Genomic DNA, 19,097 nt, shown 5'->3' on the forward strand with positions numbered 1-19,097 from the left:
GGACCGAGAACATGTCCCCTTGCCGGGAGGCAATCGCGATCTACTTGCTGGTCGATGAGCGAACAGGAAAAATTGCGGCCGTCCGATGCCGCAACCCGCCATCTCATCCGCCGTCTGGTCGAGGAGCCCGACCGCTGGGCACTCTTCCTCGACATCGACGGCACCCTCATCGATCTCGCGACGACGCCGGATGCCATTCAGGTGCCGCTGTCGCTGCCCGGCACCCTGGATGCCGTTTCCGCCCGGTTGCGCGGCGCGCTGGCGCTCGTGACGGGCCGCAGCCTGCCCTATGCGGACGGGCTCTTTGCGCCCTTCCGCTTCCCCATCGCCGGCCTGCACGGCGCGGAATTCCGGGCCGCTGACGGCGAGACCTCGATCGTCACGCAAACCCCGGCCTTCACCGCGCTGAAACAGCGCCTCATCGAACAGACGACCTGGATGGAGGGCGTGCTGATCGAGGACAAGGGTGCAGCCGTCGCAGCGCATTACCGGCTAGCGCCCGCCTATGATACCGCGCTCGAAACGATGATGCGCCACCTTGCGGACGAGGCGGGGCCAGACTGGGTACTGCAGCCGGGCAAGATGGTCTTCGAAATCCGTCCCGCCCGCGCCGACAAGGGCGACGCAGTCGCCTCCTATCTCGAAGAGCCCGCCTTTGCCGGCCGCCTGCCCATCACGATAGGCGACGACCTGACGGACGAATCCATGTTCGCACTGGCAAATGCGCGTGGCGGGCAGTCGATCCGCGTCGGTTCGCTTTCCACGGCCACCTGCGCGCTCGCCAAGGCCTCGTCGCCCTCGGCCATCCGCTCCGCGCTCGCCACCATCGCCACCGCGCACGAGCAGAGGGCGGCATCCGCCTCCTGATCATCCGGAACACAAGCGGCCCTTTGCGCCTTTCCCCTTCGGCAAAGGGAGATCAAGATGAAACACAAACTTCTGGCCAGCGACGCGGGCGAACGCACCTTCATTCTTGTTCTCGACGAGGGAGACGAGGCCTTTCGCTGCATCGTCGACTTCGCAGAAAGAGAGGGCGTCACGTCCGCTTCGATCACCGCGATCGGCGCTTTCCGTTCGGCGACGATCGCCTTCTTCGATTTCGAGACGAAGAGCTACGAGAAGATCCCCGTCGCGGTTCAGTCGGAGGTGCTGAGCATGCTCGGCGATATCGCGATCGACGACGACGGCAAGGCGAGCCCGCATCTGCATGTCGTGCTGGGCCTTTCCGACGGCAGCACGAAGGGCGGTCATTTCCTGGAAGGCTACGTGCGACCGACGCTGGAAGTCGTGCTGCGGGAAACGCCGGCCGATCTCCGGCGCAAACACCGCGCCGATCTCGGCATCGCCCTCATCGACCTCGGTTAGTCCGGGTTGCCCGAGGCCTCTTTCCAGAGGGAAACGAGCGGCCCGGCGGCGCCATAGAGCGGATCGCTGTAGGGAACAGGCAGGGTGGCGATGATCTTCAACTCTCCCGGCGTCGCCGCCTCCGTCTCGATATCGGCGTGCTGGCCCGGCGGATAGCCGCCGACCACGAGGAAATCGTCGCTGGCGGAAATCCGCATGTGACCGGTGCCGGCCGGAAGCACCAGGCAATCGCCCGCGCGCACCTCCAGCGTCGCGCCGTCAGGCCCGCCGATCAACAGTTCCGCCTTGCCTTCGGCGATGCCGAGCACCTCATGCGCCCCGACATGATAGTGTTGGTAGGAGAAGACGCCGTTTCGCCAGAGACCCTGCCAGCCGGCATCCGAAAAACGGCGTTCGAAGCCATGCGCGCGATCCCTCTCCGCGGCAGTAAAAACCTGCCTGTAGACCAAGACCGGGAGGAATGGATGGTTCGGCACCCACTCGCTGGCGGGAAAGAAATATATCTCCGGGTTCGTCATCTCGACCTCATTCGCCGTGTTCCGGCGTCTTTATACCGCCAAACTGCCCACGCGACCGAATGTTCCGGGAACCGACGGCGCCATGCCGCATTAGGGGTTCAAACGGAGACACTCGCCATGGACAACAAGGACCGCCTGATCCTGGCGCTGGCCCTGGTCAAGACGCTCATCAAAAAGCGCACGAGGCCCTGATACCCAAAAATGGCGGACGACCCGTTGCAGGACCACCTCCTCGACACCATTGCCACGAAGAAGAACGACCGCAAGGCCCGCGAAGGGCAAGGGCAAGTAGCCCTCAGCCCTTCGCCTTGCCCTTTGCGGCCTTCAGCGGCTCTGCCGCCGCCTTGAACTCCGTCCAGGGATCAGCATCCAGCGCCTGCAGCCGCGTCGGCGTGTTTTCGACGGTGAAATAGGCGGGGCCGATATCCGGGCTGAGTTCGTTCCAGGCGAGTGGCATCGACACGGCGGCACCGGGACGGGCACGGGTGGAATAGGGTGCGACCGCCGTCATGCCGCGCTGGTTGCGCAGGTAATCGATGAGGATCTTGCCGCTGCGCTTCGACTTGGTGATGGTCGAGACATATTTGTCCGGGCTGTCCTTCGCCATGGCATCGGCTATGCCCTTGCAGAAGGCCTTGACCGCCGGCCATTGCGCGGAGGGTTTCAGCGGCGCGACGACATGCAGGCCCTTGCCGCCGGAGGTCTTGACGAAGGCATTGAGCCCCGCCGCTTCCAGCCGCTTGCGGGTCTCCTCGGCCGCCTCGATGATTGCGGGCCAGTCGACGCCGTCGCCGGGGTCGAGGTCCATGATGATGCGGTCCGGCCGTTCCCAGTCGGCAAGCGTCGAGCCCCAGGGGTGGATTTCCAGCGTCGCCGACTGCACGAGGCCCAGCAGCCCGTCGAGATCGTTGATCGCGACATAGGGCTCGTCATCCTTCTCCGCCGGGTCCTGCACCTCGACGATATTGGCGTTGATGCCCTTCCAGGCGTGTTTCTGGAAGAAGGTCTGGCCGTCGATGCCGCTCGGCGCGCGCAGCAGCGCAAGCGGCCGGCCGACGATATGCGGGGCGATATAGCGCCAGACCTCGGTGTAATAATCCGCAAGCCCCTCCTTGGTGACGCCCTCGTCGGGCCAGTAGACCCGGTCCGGATGGGTGAGGCGCACGGTGCGGCGCGGTGGCTTTTCGTCTTTCGGGGTGGTTTTCGATCTAGGCACTTCGGCGACGACCTCCGTTGCGGGCTTGTCTTCCCTCAAACCGCGGAAGGAAGCATGCCGCAGATGACCGTCAGCCGTCCAGGCGCGAAATTCTACCTCCGCCACCAGTTCCGGCCGCACATATCGCGCCTGACGCGCCTCATCCGCCGTCAGCGGGCGGCCGGTTCGAGCTTGCCATTCTTGTAGACGCCGAAAACAAGGAAGCAATTGCGCGTAGTCGGGAACTTCCGCACGCCAAGGCCATTTCACCCCTTGTCTTAAAGGGAGGGCAAGATGGAACAACACGCGAATATCCAGTTGCATTTCGATGTCTTGAGTTGCAGAGCGCTGCTGTCCTGCGAAGGCAAGGATTATGTGCTGCCGGATACCTATCCGAGCAAGGAAGCTGCGCAGGCCGCAGCCCAGAAATTCGCCTGGGAGAAACTCGGGCTGAAGAGCCGCCGGGCAAGCAAGGCTTCCGACCTCGCGATCTGGCTGCGTTAGCCACCGGGCCAGTAGCGGTCGTCGGCGAAGTCTGCCGGAATGGGCCGGAGCGCGGAAAGTGTGCTGGCGACGAATTCAATCTGCATCATGCGGTAGCGCGTGGTATTCGGAACCGGGCGACCCGTTGCGAGCGCGCGCAGGCGGTGAGGATCGTTATCGCCGGCGGCAAGCCGACGGCGCGCTTCCCGCAGCACATCCTCGGCCGTTGGTAATGTTCGATCGGGCGGGTTCATATCCGTTCCGCCGACAATCCTGAACCGCGCTTGCTCCATGTCCTGTATCTCCGGAATCTCTCCCGGAGAAAGCATTACGCAGCAAGCTTGTATGAGGCTGGTAGGTCGGGCGCGAAACCGCGCCCGGCCATTCACATATCATGCCACCTTCTTCTGCGCGGCGGCGTTGACGGCGCTTTCTGCAAGCGTTGTCAAGGCTTCATCGGTCTTCGATTCTTCCTTCAGCGTCGCATCGAGCAGTTTTGCCGCGTCACGGTGGCCGAGCTGTTCGGCCCAGGCCTTCAGCGTGCCATAGCGGGTGATCTCATAGTGCTCGACCGCCTGCGCGGAGGAAATCAGGCCGGCATCGAGGGCGGCCGTGCCCTTGAAGTCCTCGATGATTTCCTCACCCTCGGAAAGGATGCCCTGGATCGCCTCGCAGGTCTTGCCCTGCGCGCGCTTGCCGATCGCCTCGAACACCTGCTGCAGGCGCTCGATATGGCCTTCGGTTTCTTCCTTGTGCTTTTCGAAGGCCTTCTTCAGCGCCGGCGCCTGGGCGGCACGGGCCATCTTCGGCAGCGCCTTCACGATTTGCCGCTCGGCGTAATAGATGTCCTTCAGCGTATCGTAGAACAGATCGTTGAGTGTCTTCTCAGCCATTTCGATGTTCTCCTTGATTGGGCTCCGGCGAGCGCCGGACCGGACAACAACCGGCTTGTCCGCGCGATGTTCCGCGCATGCCGCAAAATTGCGCGCACTTGCCCGATGCCGGCATTTGACGTGGTGCCGCGGCGCCCTATTTCTGGTCGCGGTCCCGGGCGCGATCGACAAGCCGGACATGTTTGGCCGGACAAGTTTGGATGGACGGGATCGATTGCGGTTTTCGCGGGAAAGCTGCGCTAATAGGATTGCCACCTGGCGATCGGGAAAGAGGTATGAATGGCGTCGCAACATGATGGGCAGCATCCGTTCCTGAGCGGAGGCGGCGATGCCGCAAGCCTGATCGTCGCCTTCGACTGGTCCGCAACGCCGCTCGGCCCCATCGGCGGATGGCCGCAGAGCCTCAAGACGACGGTGAGCCTGATGCTGCGCTCGCCGGTGCCCATGGTGCTGCTGTGGGGCGAAGACGGCATCATGATTTACAACGAGGGTTATTCGGTGTTTGCCGGCGGGCGGCACCCGGAACTCTTCGGCAGCAAAGTGCGGGAAGGCTGGCCGGAGGTTGCCGACTTCAACGACAATGTCATGAAGGTAGGCCTTGCCGGTGGCACGCTCGCCTACAAGGACCAGGACCTGACGCTCTACCGGCACCGGGGCGAGCCGGAGCAGGTGTGGATGAACCTCGACTATTCGCCGGTGCTCGGCGAGGACGGCCGCCCAGCCGGCGTCATCGCAATCGTGGTCGAGACCACCGCCAAGGTGAAGGCGGAGGAGCGGCTGAAATCGGAGGGCGAGCGGCTGCGCCAGATGTTCGAGCAGGCGCCCGGCTTCGTGGCGACGCTCGCCGGGCCGGACCACATCTTTGAGATCGCCAACAATGCCTATCTCCAGCTCGTCGACCACCGCGACATCCTCGGAAAACCCATCCGCGAGGCGCTGCCGGAGGTCGTGGAACAGGGTTTCGTCGCCCTGCTCGACCGGGTGCTCTCCACCCGTCGTCCCTATGTCGGCAGGGGCTCGCGCGTGCTGCTGCGCCGCCGCCACGACAGCGCGCCCGACGAGCGCTACCTCGATTTCATCTACCAGCCGGTCTTCGACGAGGCCGGCCGGGCGACCGGCGTCTTCGTGCAGGGCCACGACGTCACAGAGCAGCGGGGCGCCGAGGATGCGTTGCGGGAGAGCGAGGCGCGGTTCCGGCTGGCGGCGGACAATGCGCCCGTCATGCTGTGGATGGGCGACGAAAACGGCAGATGCCTCTATTTAAATGCGGCGAAACGGGAATTCTGGGGCGTCGCACCGGAAGATGTCGCCGGCTTCGATTGGAACGAAACCGTGCATCCCGACGACCTTCCAACGCTCGTGGAAACGGTGGGCGACGCCATGCGGCGGCAGATGCCGTTTTCCGTGGAGGCGCGCTATCGCCGCAAGCTCGGCTGTTACCGGCTGCTGCACACGGAGGCCCAGCCGCGTTTCGGCGCGGGCGGCGAATTCATGGGCATGATCGGCGTCAATGTCGACGTCACCGAGGTGCGCGCGGAGGAAATGCGGCGCAATGCGCTGATCGAGCTTGCCGACCGGTTCAGCGAATTGACCGAGCCCGCCGACATCGCCTTTGCGGCGGCCGAGACGCTGGCGAAGGTGCACAATGTCAGCCGCGCCGGCTACGGCACCATCGATCTCGTCGGCGAAACCATCACCATTGAGCGCGACTGGAACGCGCCCGGCGTCGACACGATCGCCGGCGTGCTGAAATTCCGCGACTATGGCAGCTATATCGAAGACCTCCGTCGCGGCGAAACGGTCGTCGTCACGGATGCCGAGACGGATCCCCGCACGAAGACGACCGCAGACGCCCTGAAGGCAATCAAGGCGCGGGCCTTCATCAACATGCCGATCACCGAGGCCTCCGGCCTCGTCGCGCTGCTCTACCTGAACCATGAGGAAGCGCGCGAATGGGCGCCGGGCGACCTGGATTTCGTGCGCGACGTCGCCGCGCGAACCCGCGTCGCCGTGGAACGGCGCCGCGCCGAGCAGAAGCTCGAACAATTGGCAAACTCGCTGGAGCGCCAGGTCGGCGAGCGCACCGCAGAGGTCAACCGCCTCTGGCGCAACGCGCGCGACCTGCTGGTGGTGACCGGAGAGGACGGAACGATCCGCTCGGTGAACCCGGCCTGGTCGGCGGTGCTGGGTTTCCCGGCGCGCGAAAGCGTCGGCCGGCGCCTCGGCACCTTCGTCTGGCCGGACGATGCGGCAATGTTCCTGACGGGCGACCGACGCACGCCGGACCTCGACGTGCGCTTCCGCCATCTCGACGGGTCGGCGCGCTGGATCTCCTGGCGCATCTTCGTCGAGGAGGGGCTGACCTTTGCCTATGGGCGCGACGTGACGGCGGAACGGGAGCAGGCCCGCGCGCTGGCCGACGCCTCGGAGCAGCTGCGCCAGGCGCAGAAGATGGAGGCGATCGGCCAGCTCACCGGCGGCGTCGCGCATGATTTCAACAATCTTTTGCAGGTCATATCGGGAAATCTTCAACTGCTGAGCAAGGACATTGCCGGCAATGCGAGGGCGGAACAGCGCGTCGCCAATGCCGTCGCCGGCGTCGGCCGCGGTTCCAAGCTCGCCAACCAGCTCCTCGCCTTCGGCCGCCGGCAGGCGCTGGAGCCGAAGGTCATCAATATCGGCCGTTTCATCTCCGCGCTGGAGGACCTGCTGCGCCGCACGATCGGCGAGGCGATCGAAGTCGAGACGATCCGCTCCAGCGGCCTGTGGAACACCTATATCGATCCATCGCAGATCGAGAACGCCGTGCTCAACCTCGCCATCAATGCGCGCGACGCCATGAACGGCATCGGCAAGCTGACGGTGGAGGTGGGCAATGCCTATATCGACGACACCTATGCCCGCCATCATCCGGATATCAAACCCGGGCAATATGTGCTGCTCGCCGTCACCGATACCGGCGAGGGCATGACCGCCGAGGTGCTGGAACGCGCCTTCGAGCCGTTCTTTTCCACCAAGCCGGTCGGCAAGGGCAGCGGGCTCGGGCTTTCGATGGTCTATGGTTTCGTCAAGCAGTCGGGCGGGCATGTGAAAATCTACAGCGAGCCGGGTGAGGGCACGACGGTGCGCATCTACCTGCCGCGCTCGAAGGAAGAGGAAGACCGGCTCACCGATATCGACTACGGCCCGGTCACCGGCGGCACGGAGACGATCCTTGTCGCCGAGGATGACGACGAGGTGCGCGCCACCGTCGTCGAAATGCTGGGCGACCTCGGCTATTCGGTGCTGAAGGCGCGCGATGCGGCGAGTGCCCTGACGGTCATCGAAAGCGGCGTGTCGATCGATTTGCTGTTTACCGATGTCGTCATGCCGGGGCCGCTGCGCAGCCCCGATCTCGCCCGCAAGGCGCGCGAACGCCTGCCGAACCTCGCGGTGCTCTTCACCTCCGGATACACGGAAAATTCGATCGTGCACGAAGGCCGGCTCGATGCTGGCGTCGAACTCTTGTCGAAACCCTATAGCCGGGAGGCGCTAGCGCGGAAGGTGCGCGCGACGCTGACGGGCCGCAAGAAGGCGGATGCCGAAAGCTCGGCCGGGGAGGGCCAATCCGGGGAAGGGGCGATGAAGGCCAGGACGCTGAAAATCCTGCTGGTCGAGGACGATTTCCTGATCCGGCTCAATGCCGCCGATCTGCTGCAGGAACTCGGCCACGACATCGTCGAGGCGACGACCGCGGAAGAGGCGCTGCCGCTGCTGAAGGCCCACGCCTTCGATATCCTGCTGACGGATATCGGCCTGCCGGCCATGCCCGGAACGGAGCTGGCGGTCCTTGCGCGCGAAGAAAATCCCGCCATCGGCGTCGTCTTCGCGACCGGCCATAACAGCCTGCCGAGCATTCCCGGCGACCGCCCGGCGATCCTCCTGCAAAAACCCTACGATTCCGCAGCCGTCGCAGCCGCCCTGGCGGCTGCCTAAACCGAGATTGCGCCGATCGTTCTTATTCCGCTGATCGCAAAAGTGGATTGCCAATCCATGCTCTCTATCTTTAAGTGTATAATGACTGATTCACACTCATAGATTTAGAACTGGAGCCGAAATGGGTGTCCTGGGTGCTCTGCCAGAAGGTCTCGTCTGCCGCCCGATTGAGGAGGCCGACTGGCCCGGCGTCATCGATTGCCTTGGCCGGGGGTTTCCCGAACGTGCACGGCAGCATTGGGAGGAGGCCCTTGCCCGCATGGCGCGGCGGCCCGCCGTCGGCGATTTTCCGCGCTACGGCTATGCGCTGGTGAGCGAAGGGCGGGTGGTCGGCGTCATGCTCACGCTTTACTTCCACCATCCGGGCGTCGAGGCCGTCCGCTGCAACCTGTCGAGCTGGACGGTCGACGAGGATTTTCGCGCCTATGCCGGCAAGCTGGTCATGTCAGCGCTGCGCCGCCGCGAGGTGACCTTTCTCAGCATCACCCCCGCGCCGGTGACGCTGAAGGTGACGGAAGGGCTGCGGTTCCAGCGCTTCGCCAACGGCCAGCAGGCCTTCGTGCCCGTGCTGAGCCGGATAAAGGCGCCGGCGCGGGTCGTGGTGGCAAGGCCCGACACCCTGGAACTCGACCTCCTGCCGGAGGGCGAGCGCACCATCCTGCTGGACCATGCGGATTTCGGCTGCGATGCGCTGATCTGCGTGCTGGGCGGCACGGCCTATCCGTTCGTCTTCAAGTCGCGACGTGTCCTGCGCGGCGTCGTTCCCTGTAGCCAGGTCATCTATTGCCGCTCGCCGGAGGCGCTTGGCCAATGCGCCGGCGCGCTCGGCCGCCATCTGCTGCGCAAGGGCCAGCTGTTCTGTATCGTCGATGCCAATGCGCCCGTGCCGGGGCTCGTCGGGCGTTACTTTTCGGAGGTCGGGCCGAAATATTACAAAGGCCCGAACCCGCCTTTTCCCGGGGACCTGGCCTTTACGGAATTCGTCATCTTCAATTCGTGACGTCCATGACAGCACCCCGGCTCAGCATCGACGTGGTCATCCCTGCACGCGCGCCGCGCGGCTGGCAGAAAATCCTGATCCAGCGGCTGGAAACGGACGGCCATGACGTCGCCATCTTGCACGATCGGGCAACGGGCGCGTGGCCCCGCACCGTCAACACCATCCTCACGTTGGAGCGAGCGCTGTTCCGCAGGCGGGGGACAAGCCTTGCCGCGCCATCGGAACCGATCCCGGTTCGCGCCCGTCAAAGAAGCCCCGCCTTGCGGCTCGACCTCACAGGCAACGACGCCTCATCGACAGTGCCAACCCTTTCAATCCGGTTCGGGCAATCGCCGTTCGACCTCAAGATGGCACAAGAAGTGGCGGCGGGTGAACTGCCGGTTATCGAGGCGATGCTCGACGGGCACACCGTCGTGGGCCGCGCCCTGCCGATGATTGACCGCCGGGAGGCAACATCGCTCGGCATCGAGGATGTGCTGGCCCGCGCCGTAACGCTGTTTCTTTCCCTCGTGCGCGCCTTTGCCGCGGACCGGCTTGCGCCTCTGGCAGAGGCCGGTGCTTCTGACGAAGAGGAGCCCCACTTTCTCACCCCCTATCTATCGCGTGCCCTGCCGCGCCTCGGCCGGGAAGCCCTGCGGCGGATGCGCTTCCACCACGCCCACTGGCGCGTCGGCTACCGCTTTCACCACGGACCGGGCGTGGCGGAAAATGGGAAGCTCGGCACCGGCTGGAAAATCCTGCCCGACAGCGCCGGCCGGTTCTACGCCGACCCCTTCGCCTTCCATTGGCAAGGAAGGCCGTATCTCTTCGTCGAGGATTATGTGCAGGCGGCCCGCAAGGCGGTGATTTCCGTCGTGCCGTTCGACGATGACGGCATCGCGCAAACACCGCGGGTAGTCCTGGAAGAGCCTCACCATCTCTCCTATCCGCAGGTCTTCGAACGCGACGGCGCGATCTGGATGCTGCCGGAGGCGAGCGCCAGTGGCAGGCTGACGATCTACCGCGCCATCGACTTTCCCGACCGATGGCACGCCGAGGCCGTGTTGCTGGAAGGCGAGATTTCCGATGCGACCCTGCTGGAACACGACGGGGCCTTGTGGCTCTTCGCCACCAGCCGCGACGGCTTTGGCAGCACCTCCGATACGCTCGCCGTCTTCCAGGCCCCGACGCTGCTCGGCCCCTGGCGCCCGCATGCGTTGAACCCGATTCTGATCGACCGTCGCCGCGCACGGCCGGGCGGCGCTTTCCATCGCGACGCCGCAGGGCACCTCCTACTTCCGGTTCAGGACGGCACGCTCGGTTATGGCGGCGGGCTCGGACTGTCGGAACTGCTGGCGCTCGACGGCGAGACGGTCCGGCTCGGCGAACCGCGGCCCCTAATTGCCGAGGGCGACTGGCCCTATCCGCGCATTCACACGCTCAACCGCTCGGGGCCGCTAGAGGTGATCGATGGCATCGCAGCCGTGCCAAAACGATCGGGCAGGAGCAGCGCCTCGTAGCCGGCACACATCGTCACCGGCGCATATTGCTCCCCGAGCTTTCGGCCGGCCGTAGCGAGACTTTCGGCAAGCGCCGACTTAGCGAGGAGTTCCGATATACCCCCGGCAATGCCGTCCGCATCCGGCTGGACGAACAATGCGGCGGCCGCGCCGTCGTGCGTGGTCAGCACCTCTCGCAGCACATCGAGGTCGCTGGCAACGATCGGCAGCCCCGCTATGGCGGCCTCGACGGCGGCGAGCCCGAACGTTTCCGTCAGCGAAGAAAACGCATAGGCATCGCCGGCCGCGAGGAATTCGTAGATGCGCCCCGGCGGCACTTCGCCGACAAGATGCAAGCGGTCGCGCACATGCAGGTTTTCCGCCAGCGCGACGAGGGTCCCGCGCTCCGGCCCCGTGCCGGCGATGGCGAGATGGACGTTCGGCACGAGCGCCAGCGCGCGAACGAGCGAGACCTGATTCTTCGAGGGAGAAAGCCTTCCGGAGGAAAGCACGATCAAGGCCTCCGCCGGCAGGCCGAAGGCGGCGCGCGCCTGCGCCTTGTCGAAAACCGTCGCGGGTGCGGGAACGCCATGGTCGATCCGCCGCAGACGCTTGCGGTAGGACAGCGGAAAGCCGTCGAACTGCGCTTCCGTCCAGGCCGAATTGACGACGTTGAGCTGGTAGAGGCCGACCATGCCCATCAGCCTGTCGATGCCGGTCAGGAAACCGCGCACGCCGCGCTTCTGCGGCGCGCCGCTCTGGTTGGCGACGATCACCCGCGCGCCGCAAAGCCGCGCCGCGAGCGTTCCTGCAATATTGCCGTAATGCTGGTAGGAGAGCACCGCCTCCGGCCGCAACCGGCGCAGATAGCGGAACAGCCCGAGCACCGCGCGGACCTGTCCCAGCAGCCCTCTCGGCGGCCGGGCCAGGATGAAATCCGCGTGCGGATTGCGGTCGTAGACATCGGTCTTGCGGTAGAGGAAGACGGTGCGCACCTCGTGGCCGCGGGCGCGCAGCCCTTCGCCCACCATGTCGGAGATGCGTTGCGCGCCGCCGGCCTCCGCCTGTGTCTGGACCTGGACGATCTTCATGGCCGGCCTCTCAGGAGGGTGCGCAACGCGGTCGCATCCTGCCCCGCGAAGAAACCGAGGATCGACGGGTCGATGCCGATCCGCCGGCGGGTAGTCGTGGCACCCGTTACGCACCAGACCGTCATCGTGCCCGCGATGCCGAGTGCTGCGCCTATCGGCCCGAGAACGACGGTCAGGCCGGCCGTCGCACTGAGGCCGAGCATGTTGACGAGGACCAGGGTGCGGAACAGTTCCCGTTGCAGCCCGGTCAGCTGCATGACGAGTTCCGTCGGGCCGCAGGCCGTGCCGACGAGCGCGCCGAGACCCAGGATGATAAGGGCGGCATGCATGGTGTCGCTCGCATAGGCGGGGTCGAAGACGGCGAGGATGGGCTTGCCGAAGAGCACGAAGACCGCAAGCATGGCGAGGGCGATGCCGAAACCGCCGATCGCGGCAAGGCCGGCAATGCGCTGCACATGCGGCCGGTCATGGCCGTGGAAGGCGCTGGAGATCTGCGGCGCGAGCGCCTGGTTGATGCCGTTGAGCGCCAGCACCGCTAGCCGCATGACGCGGTCGGCGACGAAGATCGCGCCCGCCGCCTCCGGCCCGAGAATCGCGGCGACGAGCAGCGTGCTGGCTTGGCCAAGCGCCGGCGGCAGGGCAGTGACGCCCCAGAGACCGAGTGTTACTGCCTTGAACTCTATCTTCTGGGCTTCGTTCAAGGCGCCGCGTGGTGCGTGCAGCGTGTCGCGCAGGAGCACGACGGTCTGCGGCAGTACGCAGAGAAGGAGCAGTCCGGCGGCAAGGCTCGTCGCCGCGACGGCACTGATACCCGGCGAGAAAAGGCTTGCGGCAGCAAAGCCCGCAATGGTCGCGACCCGCCAGAAGATGTCGCGGGGCAACAGGCCGCTGAAGAGGGCGTTCTTGGCCCGGAAGGCGCAGGAGGTGAATTCCGACCAGCCGAGCGCGAGGGCGAGCACGGTGGTCGCTAGGCACAGCTCCCGCCATTCCGGCACGGTCGCAAAAGGCAGGAAAGCGGCTGCGAGCATCAGGAGGCTTGCCGCGACGAGCCCCGCCGCTGCGACGAGGATGGCCTGGACCATCAGCCCGTTCGCCGACGAAAGATCCCCGCTGCCGGCATATTGCGGCCAGAAGCGCATGACGGCGGCGTGCTGGCCGACCAGCGAGAAGAAGGAGACGAGGCTGGCGCTCGCATAGGCGGTGCTGAACAGGCCGAACTGCCGCTCGTCGGTCACCATCGCCGCCGCCATGAAGAGCAGGAAGGTGAGGCCGGCGCTCGCAAGCTTGATGATGCCGGCCGCCGCGCCATTGCGGGCGAGCGTGCCGATCGACTGTCTTCTGCCCAGGCTCACGACGCCACCAGAAAGAGAACCATTGCCAGATACCGCTACCAATGAGAGAATTTGCCCGACATAAACGGAAATCCCCGCGGGGCGCCACCGAAAACACTCGCAATGGTTACTTTTATAATTGTTAATAACACTTATGCTAGAAGTTTCGCCGACGACACGCCCTGATCGGGCACGCGCAAGAGGCTGAGACTGCAGGCATGGCAGCGCTGGATTCGACCGAAAACACCTTTCCACCGCTGTTCGACGTCGGCGCCGTCTGGGCGAGATTGTGGCGCGGCCGGCTGACGGTGCTGGCCTGCATCGGCGCGGCACTGGCGCTGGCGCTCCTCTATCTCGCCGTGACAAAGCCCACCTATACCGCGACCGCCTCGCTGCTGATCGATCCGCGCGACGCGCGCTCCACCCAGTTCGAGACCGTGCTGCCGGGTATCGGTGCGGACAGCGCGGCGGTGGCAAGCCAGGTCTTCGTGATCGAATCGCGCGACCTGCTGATGGCCGTCTTCGAAAAGGAGGGCATCGAGCGCGACCCGGAATTTGCCAATGGCGGTCTATTATCCTTCCTGACGGGCGCGAGCGGAATTGAGAAGGACGTCATCTTCCGGCGGTTCGAGCGGCGCGTCTCGGTGGAGCGGGCGGGGCTCACCTATGTCATCGAAGTCAGCTTCAAATCCGAGGCGGCCGAGAAGGCGGCCCGTATCGCCAATGCCATCGTCGAGCGTTACCGGACGGGCCTTGCCGGCGACCGGGAGGACGCCAACAGCGACGTCAACGCCCGGCTGGCCGGGAGGATCGCCGCGCTTCAGGCAAATGTTTCCGCGGCGGACCGCGCCGTCGGCGATTTCAAGGTGCGGCACGAAATCCTCGATCCCGCGGCCGGCGGCACGCTGCAATCGCAGATCGACCAGCTCACCACGCAGGTGATCGACGCCCGCGCCACCGCCGACCAGGCGAAGGGAAAATACGACCAGGCGACCGCGGCAGGTGCCTCCGCCGCCGGCCTCGCGATGCGCCCGGAAATCGTCTCCTCCACCACGATCGACAGGCTGCGTACCGACTACAACCAGCGCGCGGCGGAGCTTGCCAATGCCGAGGCGATCTACCAGTCGCGCCATCCAACGATCCGCCGGCTGCGCTCCGAACTCGCGCGCACCAGCGCGCTGATGGCGACGGAGGCGGAGCGCATCACGCGCGAGCTGAAGGCGAAATACCAGCTTTCCACCGAAACCGTCGCCACGCTGGAGGCCAAGCTTGCGGCGCTGCGCGGCAAATCGCAGGCGGCGGATTCGGCCGAAGTCGAGCTACGGCGGTTGAAGGCACGGGCAGAAGCCGCCCGCACCGTGCTCGACGACGTCCTGAAACGGGCGGAGGAGACGGCGCAGATGCGCGGCCTCCAGCTTTCCGAGGCCAAGGTGATCGGCGTCGCGGCACCCCCCGTGCAGCCGACCTGGCCGACGCCGCTGCTGCTCCTGCCGGTGAGCGCCGCGCTCGGGCTTCTTGCCGGCTGCGCCCTGGCGGTGATGGGCGGTTCGACCGACCCGCAGCCGGGCAATGCCGCACCTGCGGAAAGCGACGAGATTGTCCGCACGGTCCCGCCCCGTGTCGAGGCGATGCCGGCGAGCCTCGGGCGCTACGCTTTGCCCGGCCTGCCGGGGGCGGGTGCTGCGGCGCGCATACGCGCGATGCGCCGGCGTTTTCTCCAGCGTGGCGGCGAGGCTTTTTCGCAGAACACGCTGAAGCTCGTGCGACGCATCATCGCGCGGCTGACCGAACATCCTGCACCCTACACCCTGCTGGTCTCCACCGTGCGCAACGCGCCTGAAGCAAAACTTGCGGGCGCGATGATCGGCATCGGCCTGCAACAGGCCGGCCAGAACGTGCTCGTCGTCGAATTCAACGGCCAGCCGCGCGCCGGCGAGTTGAATGCCGGCGTGTTCATCAACGGCGCCAGCGGCCTGCCGACCATCGTGCAGGCGCTTGCGGGCGACGCCGGCCCCTTCGCACTCGACGCGGATCTCGCCGGCGACTTCGATTTCGTTCTTCTGCTCGGCCCGCCGCTTGCCGACCGGGATTTTGACGCCGCGCTCTTCTCCCAGGTGGACCTGATGCTTTTCACGCTCGCCGCCGACGAGAACGCGACTGAAGCGGCTGGCCTGTTGCGGCAGCGCTTTGCCGCCGATGGCATCGCCCGGAGCGTCACGCTGGTCATCGCTGCCGAAGAGGCCGAGACGGCCGACGCCGCCGCGCCGCTGCAAGGGGCGGCGCAGTGAGATCGCCCGGGCTGTCGCGTCGCCGCGTGTTGTCGCTGGCCGGCGCATCGCTTCTTGCCACTGGTCTTTCGTCATTTTCCGTAGCTAACGAGCGGTCCGTTCCCAGCCGCGGAGTCAATCTGCCGGGCTGGTTCGACCGCGAGGACGGGCTCGCTCCGGCACAAGCGGTGATGGAGAAACTCCGCGGCAGCGGCTTCGAGACCATCCGTCTGCCGATCGATGGCGACGTCGCTCTCTCGGGCGCAACGGCGCTGCGCCACATCGCGCAGGGCATCACGACGCTTCTCGCCGCGGGATTTGCGGTGCTTGTCGATTTGCATCCGTCCGCCGGCCTGCATGCCGCGCTGCGCACCGATCCGGCAGCGGGCGGCGTGCGGGTGTCGGAGGCGTGGGTGGCCTTGCGCAGTGTCATCGCCGACTTGCCCGCCGATAGGGTCTATCCCGAACTTCTGAACGAGCCGCCAATGGCGTCCGCAGCATGGCTCTCCCTTCGCGACCGGCTTGCCGGGATCGTCCGCGCCGCCTGCCCGCACCACACCATTGTCTGGGGTCCGGCACCCGACCAGGGCATCTGGCAACTCGACGGCACGCCGCCGCTGTCCGACGACCGGCAGATCGCGGCGGTGCATTTCTACGCGCCGATGGCCTTTACCCATCAATGCCAGAGCTGGGGCGCCTCACCGCTTGCGCGCATCCGCGGCCTGCCGTTCCCGGCGACGCGGGACATGCCTCATGTCGCGGCGCGGATCGTGGAACTCCGCGCTGCCGGCGATGAGGAGGCGGCGCGTCTCGTCGAAGAGCAATTGACGACGGACTGGACGTCGGCGGCGATTGGCGCGGAATTCGAAAAGGCCGCACGCTGGTCCACCGCGACCCGCTGCCCGATGATGCTGAACGAATTCGGCGTGCTCGATTTCTGCGTCGATGCCGCAAGCCGCATCGCCTGGGTGCGCGCGGTGCGCCGAGCGGCAGAAACGAGCGGCATCGGCTGGGCCTATTGGGAGCTCGACCAGGGTTTTGGCTTCATCGACAGCCGGGCGAGCACCGAGGGCTTTGACGGTTCGATGCTCGATGCGCTGTTCGGGGCGGGAGGCTGAGGGGATGGCGCAGGCGACGGGCGCATCCTTCTCCATCCCTCCCGCGCGGGAAAACGATGCCCTGTTCCACCTCTCCCTCGCCTTCCTCACCATTGTCGTGGCGGTTGGGGCCTTTGCCGTATGGACGCCGTTCGGCTTTGCCGCGACCTTCGTTCTGACGGCGATCCTCTCGATCACCGTCCCGGCCGGCATGCCAACGGTCATCCTCTGCGCCTTCCTTTTCCAAAACCTCGTCGTCGCCTGGTTCACACCCTTCGTGCCGGATGACAACACGTTCGATGCGCTGCGCGGCGCTAATTTCGTCATCCTAATGACGGCGTTCGGCCTTTTCGTGCTGGCGGCGTTCCAGCAGAGGGTGCGCCGGCTTCCAACGCTGCGGCCGTGGCTGTTGTTCGGCTTCGCGCTTTCGGGCGTCATCTGCTTCTATCTGGTGCTGGGTGCGGCGCGCGGCGGGCCGAAGGATGCGGTGATCTATTTCCGCAACACCATCACGCCGCTTGCCTGTTTCCACATCGCGCTTCTTGCCGCGAGCCTCTACCGGGTCGATCTGCGCATACCGATGGTCTGGCTCTGCACCGTCGCCGTCGCCTATGGCTATCTGGAGCAGGTCTTCCGTATGGATTTCCTCGGCCTGTTCCACGGCGATCTCTATATCCAGCGCGGCCTGAAGGAGCAGATCGAGGCGGGCGTGTGGGAAAAGGCGCTGCGGGAAACCGGCTTCGTGCTGCGGGGGCTGGAAGACACGATGACCGCAACCTTCTTCAACACCGCCTTCTTCGGCGACGCCCTGCCGCGCATCTTCCGCAATGGCGGGCCGAATTTCCACCCGATCAGCTATGCCTATGCGCTGAGCCTGCTGTCGTCCTGGCTGCTTTTTCGTGGGCGCTGGCTGCTGCCGCTGGCAGCTTTTCCGATCCTCCTCGTCATCGGCTCGAAGGGAGCGGCCTTCCTGCTCTGCGTAGCGCTCATGAGCCGGCTGTTCTACCGCCCGTCGCGCGCCCGGCTGACGCTTGCCGTCGTCGTCCTGCTGGCAACCGTGTGGACGGCCGCCGCCACAGCTTATGGTGCCCGGCACGGCGATTACCATGTGCTCGGGCTCATTGCCGGCGTGCGGGATTTTCTGGCAAATCCGCTTGGGCAGGGGCTCGGCATCGGCGGCAACCTGTCGAGCACCAGCGTCAATCTCGACTGGGACCGCGCGCAGGGCGAGGGTGCGGCGGCGGTGCCCGTCGAAAGCGCCGTCGGCGTGATGCTCTACCAGATGGGGATCGGCAGCTTCGTCTTCTTCGGCTTCCTCGCCGCGCTCGCCATCACTGCCGGCCGGCGGCTTCTCGACACCGGCAAGCCGGATTTCCTCTTCGCCTTCGTTGCGGTCGTCACGATCTCGGCCAATGCCGTGCTGCAGGAGGAAGCCTTCTTCTCGCCGCTCGCCCTCGGCTTCTGCCTGCTGCTCGTCGGTGTTTCCTTCGGCACGCATCTGCGCGAAAGCGCTTATCGGGAATATCTCAGGATCACGTAGAAGGCCTGCGGATTGGTCGTCAGGTAGCGCCAGAAGAGGCGGCGCGGCTCCATCAGCATGCGCCAGCACCATTCCAGACCGGCCTTCTGCATCCAGAGCGGCGCCCGCATCGTCTTTCCCGCGAGATGATCGAACAGGCCGCCGGAGGTCTTGATAACGCCGACATTGCCGAGCCGCGCGGCGAAATCCCGCACCGCGATCTGCTCGCGGGGCACGCCGAGGGCGATCCAGAGAATATCCGGCGCCAGTGCGTTGATTTCGTCGATCTTGCTGTCGAGCGCAGCACCTGTGAGATAACCATGGCAATGGCCGACGATGCGCAGCGCGGGATAGCGCTTGCGCGCCGCCGCGACAGCCTTGCCATTCTCCTCCTCGGTCGCGCCCAGCAGATAGAACGTCACGCCCTCCGCTTCGGCGCGCATTGCCACGTCGTGAAAGAGATCTGTCGTGGCCACGCGCTCCGGCAGCGGGTGTTTGCACAACCATCGCGAGGCGAAGACGAGGGGCTGGCCGTCGGCGAGGATCTGGTCCGCCGTGTGGAAGAGGAGGGCGATGTTCCGGTCCCTGTAGGTGCGGGCGATGACTTCGCCATTCGCGGAAGTGAAGTAGAAGGGCCGGCCGCCACGGCGGCGGCGCGTCGCCGCGATCATCATGTCGGCAGCGCGGGCGCGATCGATCGCCGCGATGACGAGGCCTCCCAGCAGCGCGCTGGGGTTGGCCGGCAAGGATTCCCAGGGCTCTGCAGCGACCTGGTTCGGCCGCAAGACCGAAGTGAATTCACCGGACGGCAGCAGAGAAGGAAGCTCCATCCCAACTCTACCAATAGGTGTATTTTCTACATTAAGGCCATTGCGGAAACTCTTG

15 protein-coding genes and 1 pseudogene are annotated in these 19,097 nt (G+C 65.7%); 9 read left to right on the top strand and 7 right to left on the bottom strand.

What is annotated here, in order from left to right:
- The first annotated feature begins 54 nt into the window (after nt 1–54).
- Together otsB and AC1RWL_RS09145 are read left to right on the top strand one after the other, a co-directional pair.
- Nucleotides 55–867, top strand: coding sequence for a trehalose-phosphatase (gene otsB, locus AC1RWL_RS09140; RefSeq protein WP_493094360.1), 813 nt, complete (start codon nt 55–57; stop codon nt 865–867).
- A gap of 57 nt (nt 868–924) precedes the next feature.
- Nucleotides 925–1,365 (top strand): PPC domain-containing DNA-binding protein, encoded by a 441-nt coding sequence (locus AC1RWL_RS09145; RefSeq protein ID WP_493094361.1) that lies wholly within the window; start codon nt 925–927, stop codon nt 1,363–1,365.
- Here AC1RWL_RS09145 and AC1RWL_RS09150 read toward each other — a convergent pair.
- Together AC1RWL_RS09150 and ligD are read right to left on the bottom strand one after the other, a co-directional pair.
- Complete coding sequence (locus tag AC1RWL_RS09150) at nt 1,362–1,883, bottom strand: cupin domain-containing protein (protein ID WP_493094362.1); 522 nt, start codon at nt 1,881–1,883, stop codon at nt 1,362–1,364. The two genes, AC1RWL_RS09145 and AC1RWL_RS09150, sit on opposite strands and share 4 nt — an antisense overlap.
- A gap of 295 nt (nt 1,884–2,178) precedes the next feature.
- Nucleotides 2,179–3,336: pseudogene (ligD, locus tag AC1RWL_RS09155) on the bottom strand (DNA ligase D); the annotation flags it as partial.
- Between the two features lie 36 nt (nt 3,337–3,372).
- Here ligD and AC1RWL_RS09160 point away from each other — a divergent pair.
- Nucleotides 3,373–3,582: a hypothetical protein gene (locus AC1RWL_RS09160; protein ID WP_256116816.1), complete on the top strand. Its 210-nt coding sequence runs from the start codon at nt 3,373–3,375 to the stop codon at nt 3,580–3,582.
- On the opposite strand, the gene AC1RWL_RS09165 is transcribed toward AC1RWL_RS09160, so the two are convergent.
- Entirely contained in the window at nt 3,579–3,854 is a 276-nt protein-coding gene (locus AC1RWL_RS09165) for a hypothetical protein (RefSeq protein WP_493094363.1), read from the bottom strand. The two genes, AC1RWL_RS09160 and AC1RWL_RS09165, sit on opposite strands and share 4 nt — an antisense overlap.
- Nucleotides 3,855–3,953: 99 nt before the next feature.
- The gene (locus tag AC1RWL_RS09170; protein WP_256116811.1) at nt 3,954–4,454 is read right to left on the bottom strand and encodes a YciE/YciF ferroxidase family protein; all 501 of its coding nucleotides are present in this window, start codon (nt 4,452–4,454) and stop codon (nt 3,954–3,956) included.
- A 279-nt stretch (nt 4,455–4,733) separates the two neighbouring features.
- On the opposite strand from AC1RWL_RS09170, the gene AC1RWL_RS09175 reads away from it, so the two are divergent.
- The 3 genes from AC1RWL_RS09175 (at nt 4,734) to AC1RWL_RS09185 (ending at nt 10,928) form a co-directional block, all read left to right on the top strand.
- The gene (locus AC1RWL_RS09175) at nt 4,734–8,429 is read left to right on the top strand and encodes a PAS domain S-box protein (protein WP_493094364.1); all 3,696 of its coding nucleotides are present in this window, start codon (nt 4,734–4,736) and stop codon (nt 8,427–8,429) included.
- Between the two features lie 121 nt (nt 8,430–8,550).
- Nucleotides 8,551–9,429, top strand: a complete 879-nt coding sequence (locus tag AC1RWL_RS09180) for a hypothetical protein (RefSeq protein ID WP_493094365.1) — start codon at nt 8,551–8,553, stop codon at nt 9,427–9,429.
- 5 nt (nt 9,430–9,434) lie between these two features.
- Nucleotides 9,435–10,928, top strand: coding sequence for a glucosamine inositolphosphorylceramide transferase family protein (locus tag AC1RWL_RS09185; RefSeq protein WP_493094366.1), 1,494 nt, complete (start codon nt 9,435–9,437; stop codon nt 10,926–10,928).
- Here AC1RWL_RS09185 and AC1RWL_RS09190 read toward each other — a convergent pair.
- Together AC1RWL_RS09190 and AC1RWL_RS09195 are read right to left on the bottom strand one after the other, a co-directional pair.
- Entirely contained in the window at nt 10,841–11,998 is a 1,158-nt protein-coding gene (locus AC1RWL_RS09190; protein WP_493094367.1) for a glycosyltransferase, read from the bottom strand. The genes AC1RWL_RS09185 and AC1RWL_RS09190 overlap by 88 nt on opposite strands.
- Nucleotides 11,995–13,350: a lipopolysaccharide biosynthesis protein gene (locus AC1RWL_RS09195; RefSeq protein ID WP_493094368.1), complete on the bottom strand. Its 1,356-nt coding sequence runs from the start codon at nt 13,348–13,350 to the stop codon at nt 11,995–11,997. Before AC1RWL_RS09195 ends, AC1RWL_RS09190 begins: the two co-directional genes overlap by 4 nt.
- Before the next feature lie 197 nt (nt 13,351–13,547).
- Between AC1RWL_RS09195 and AC1RWL_RS09200 the strand changes: the two genes are divergently transcribed.
- Genes AC1RWL_RS09200 through AC1RWL_RS09210 form a run of 3 tightly spaced genes read left to right on the top strand, consistent with a single transcriptional unit; the run spans nt 13,548 to nt 18,233 of the window.
- Complete coding sequence (locus AC1RWL_RS09200; RefSeq protein WP_493094369.1) at nt 13,548–15,617, top strand: GumC family protein; 2,070 nt, start codon at nt 13,548–13,550, stop codon at nt 15,615–15,617.
- A gap of 26 nt (nt 15,618–15,643) precedes the next feature.
- On the top strand, nt 15,644–16,714 hold the full coding sequence (locus AC1RWL_RS09205) for a glycoside hydrolase family 5 protein (RefSeq protein ID WP_493094476.1): 1,071 nt from the start codon (nt 15,644–15,646) through the stop codon (nt 16,712–16,714).
- A 4-nt stretch (nt 16,715–16,718) separates the two neighbouring features.
- Nucleotides 16,719–18,233, top strand: a complete 1,515-nt coding sequence (locus tag AC1RWL_RS09210) for a hypothetical protein (RefSeq protein ID WP_493094370.1) — start codon at nt 16,719–16,721, stop codon at nt 18,231–18,233.
- On the opposite strand, the gene AC1RWL_RS09215 is transcribed toward AC1RWL_RS09210, so the two are convergent.
- Nucleotides 18,206–18,886, bottom strand: a complete 681-nt coding sequence (locus AC1RWL_RS09215) for a WecB/TagA/CpsF family glycosyltransferase (protein WP_493094477.1) — start codon at nt 18,884–18,886, stop codon at nt 18,206–18,208. The genes AC1RWL_RS09210 and AC1RWL_RS09215 overlap by 28 nt on opposite strands.
- Between the last annotated feature and the right edge of the window lie 211 nt (nt 18,887–19,097).

The sequence above is a fragment of the Shinella sp. GW821-FHT10F02 genome, assembly GCF_058809275.1.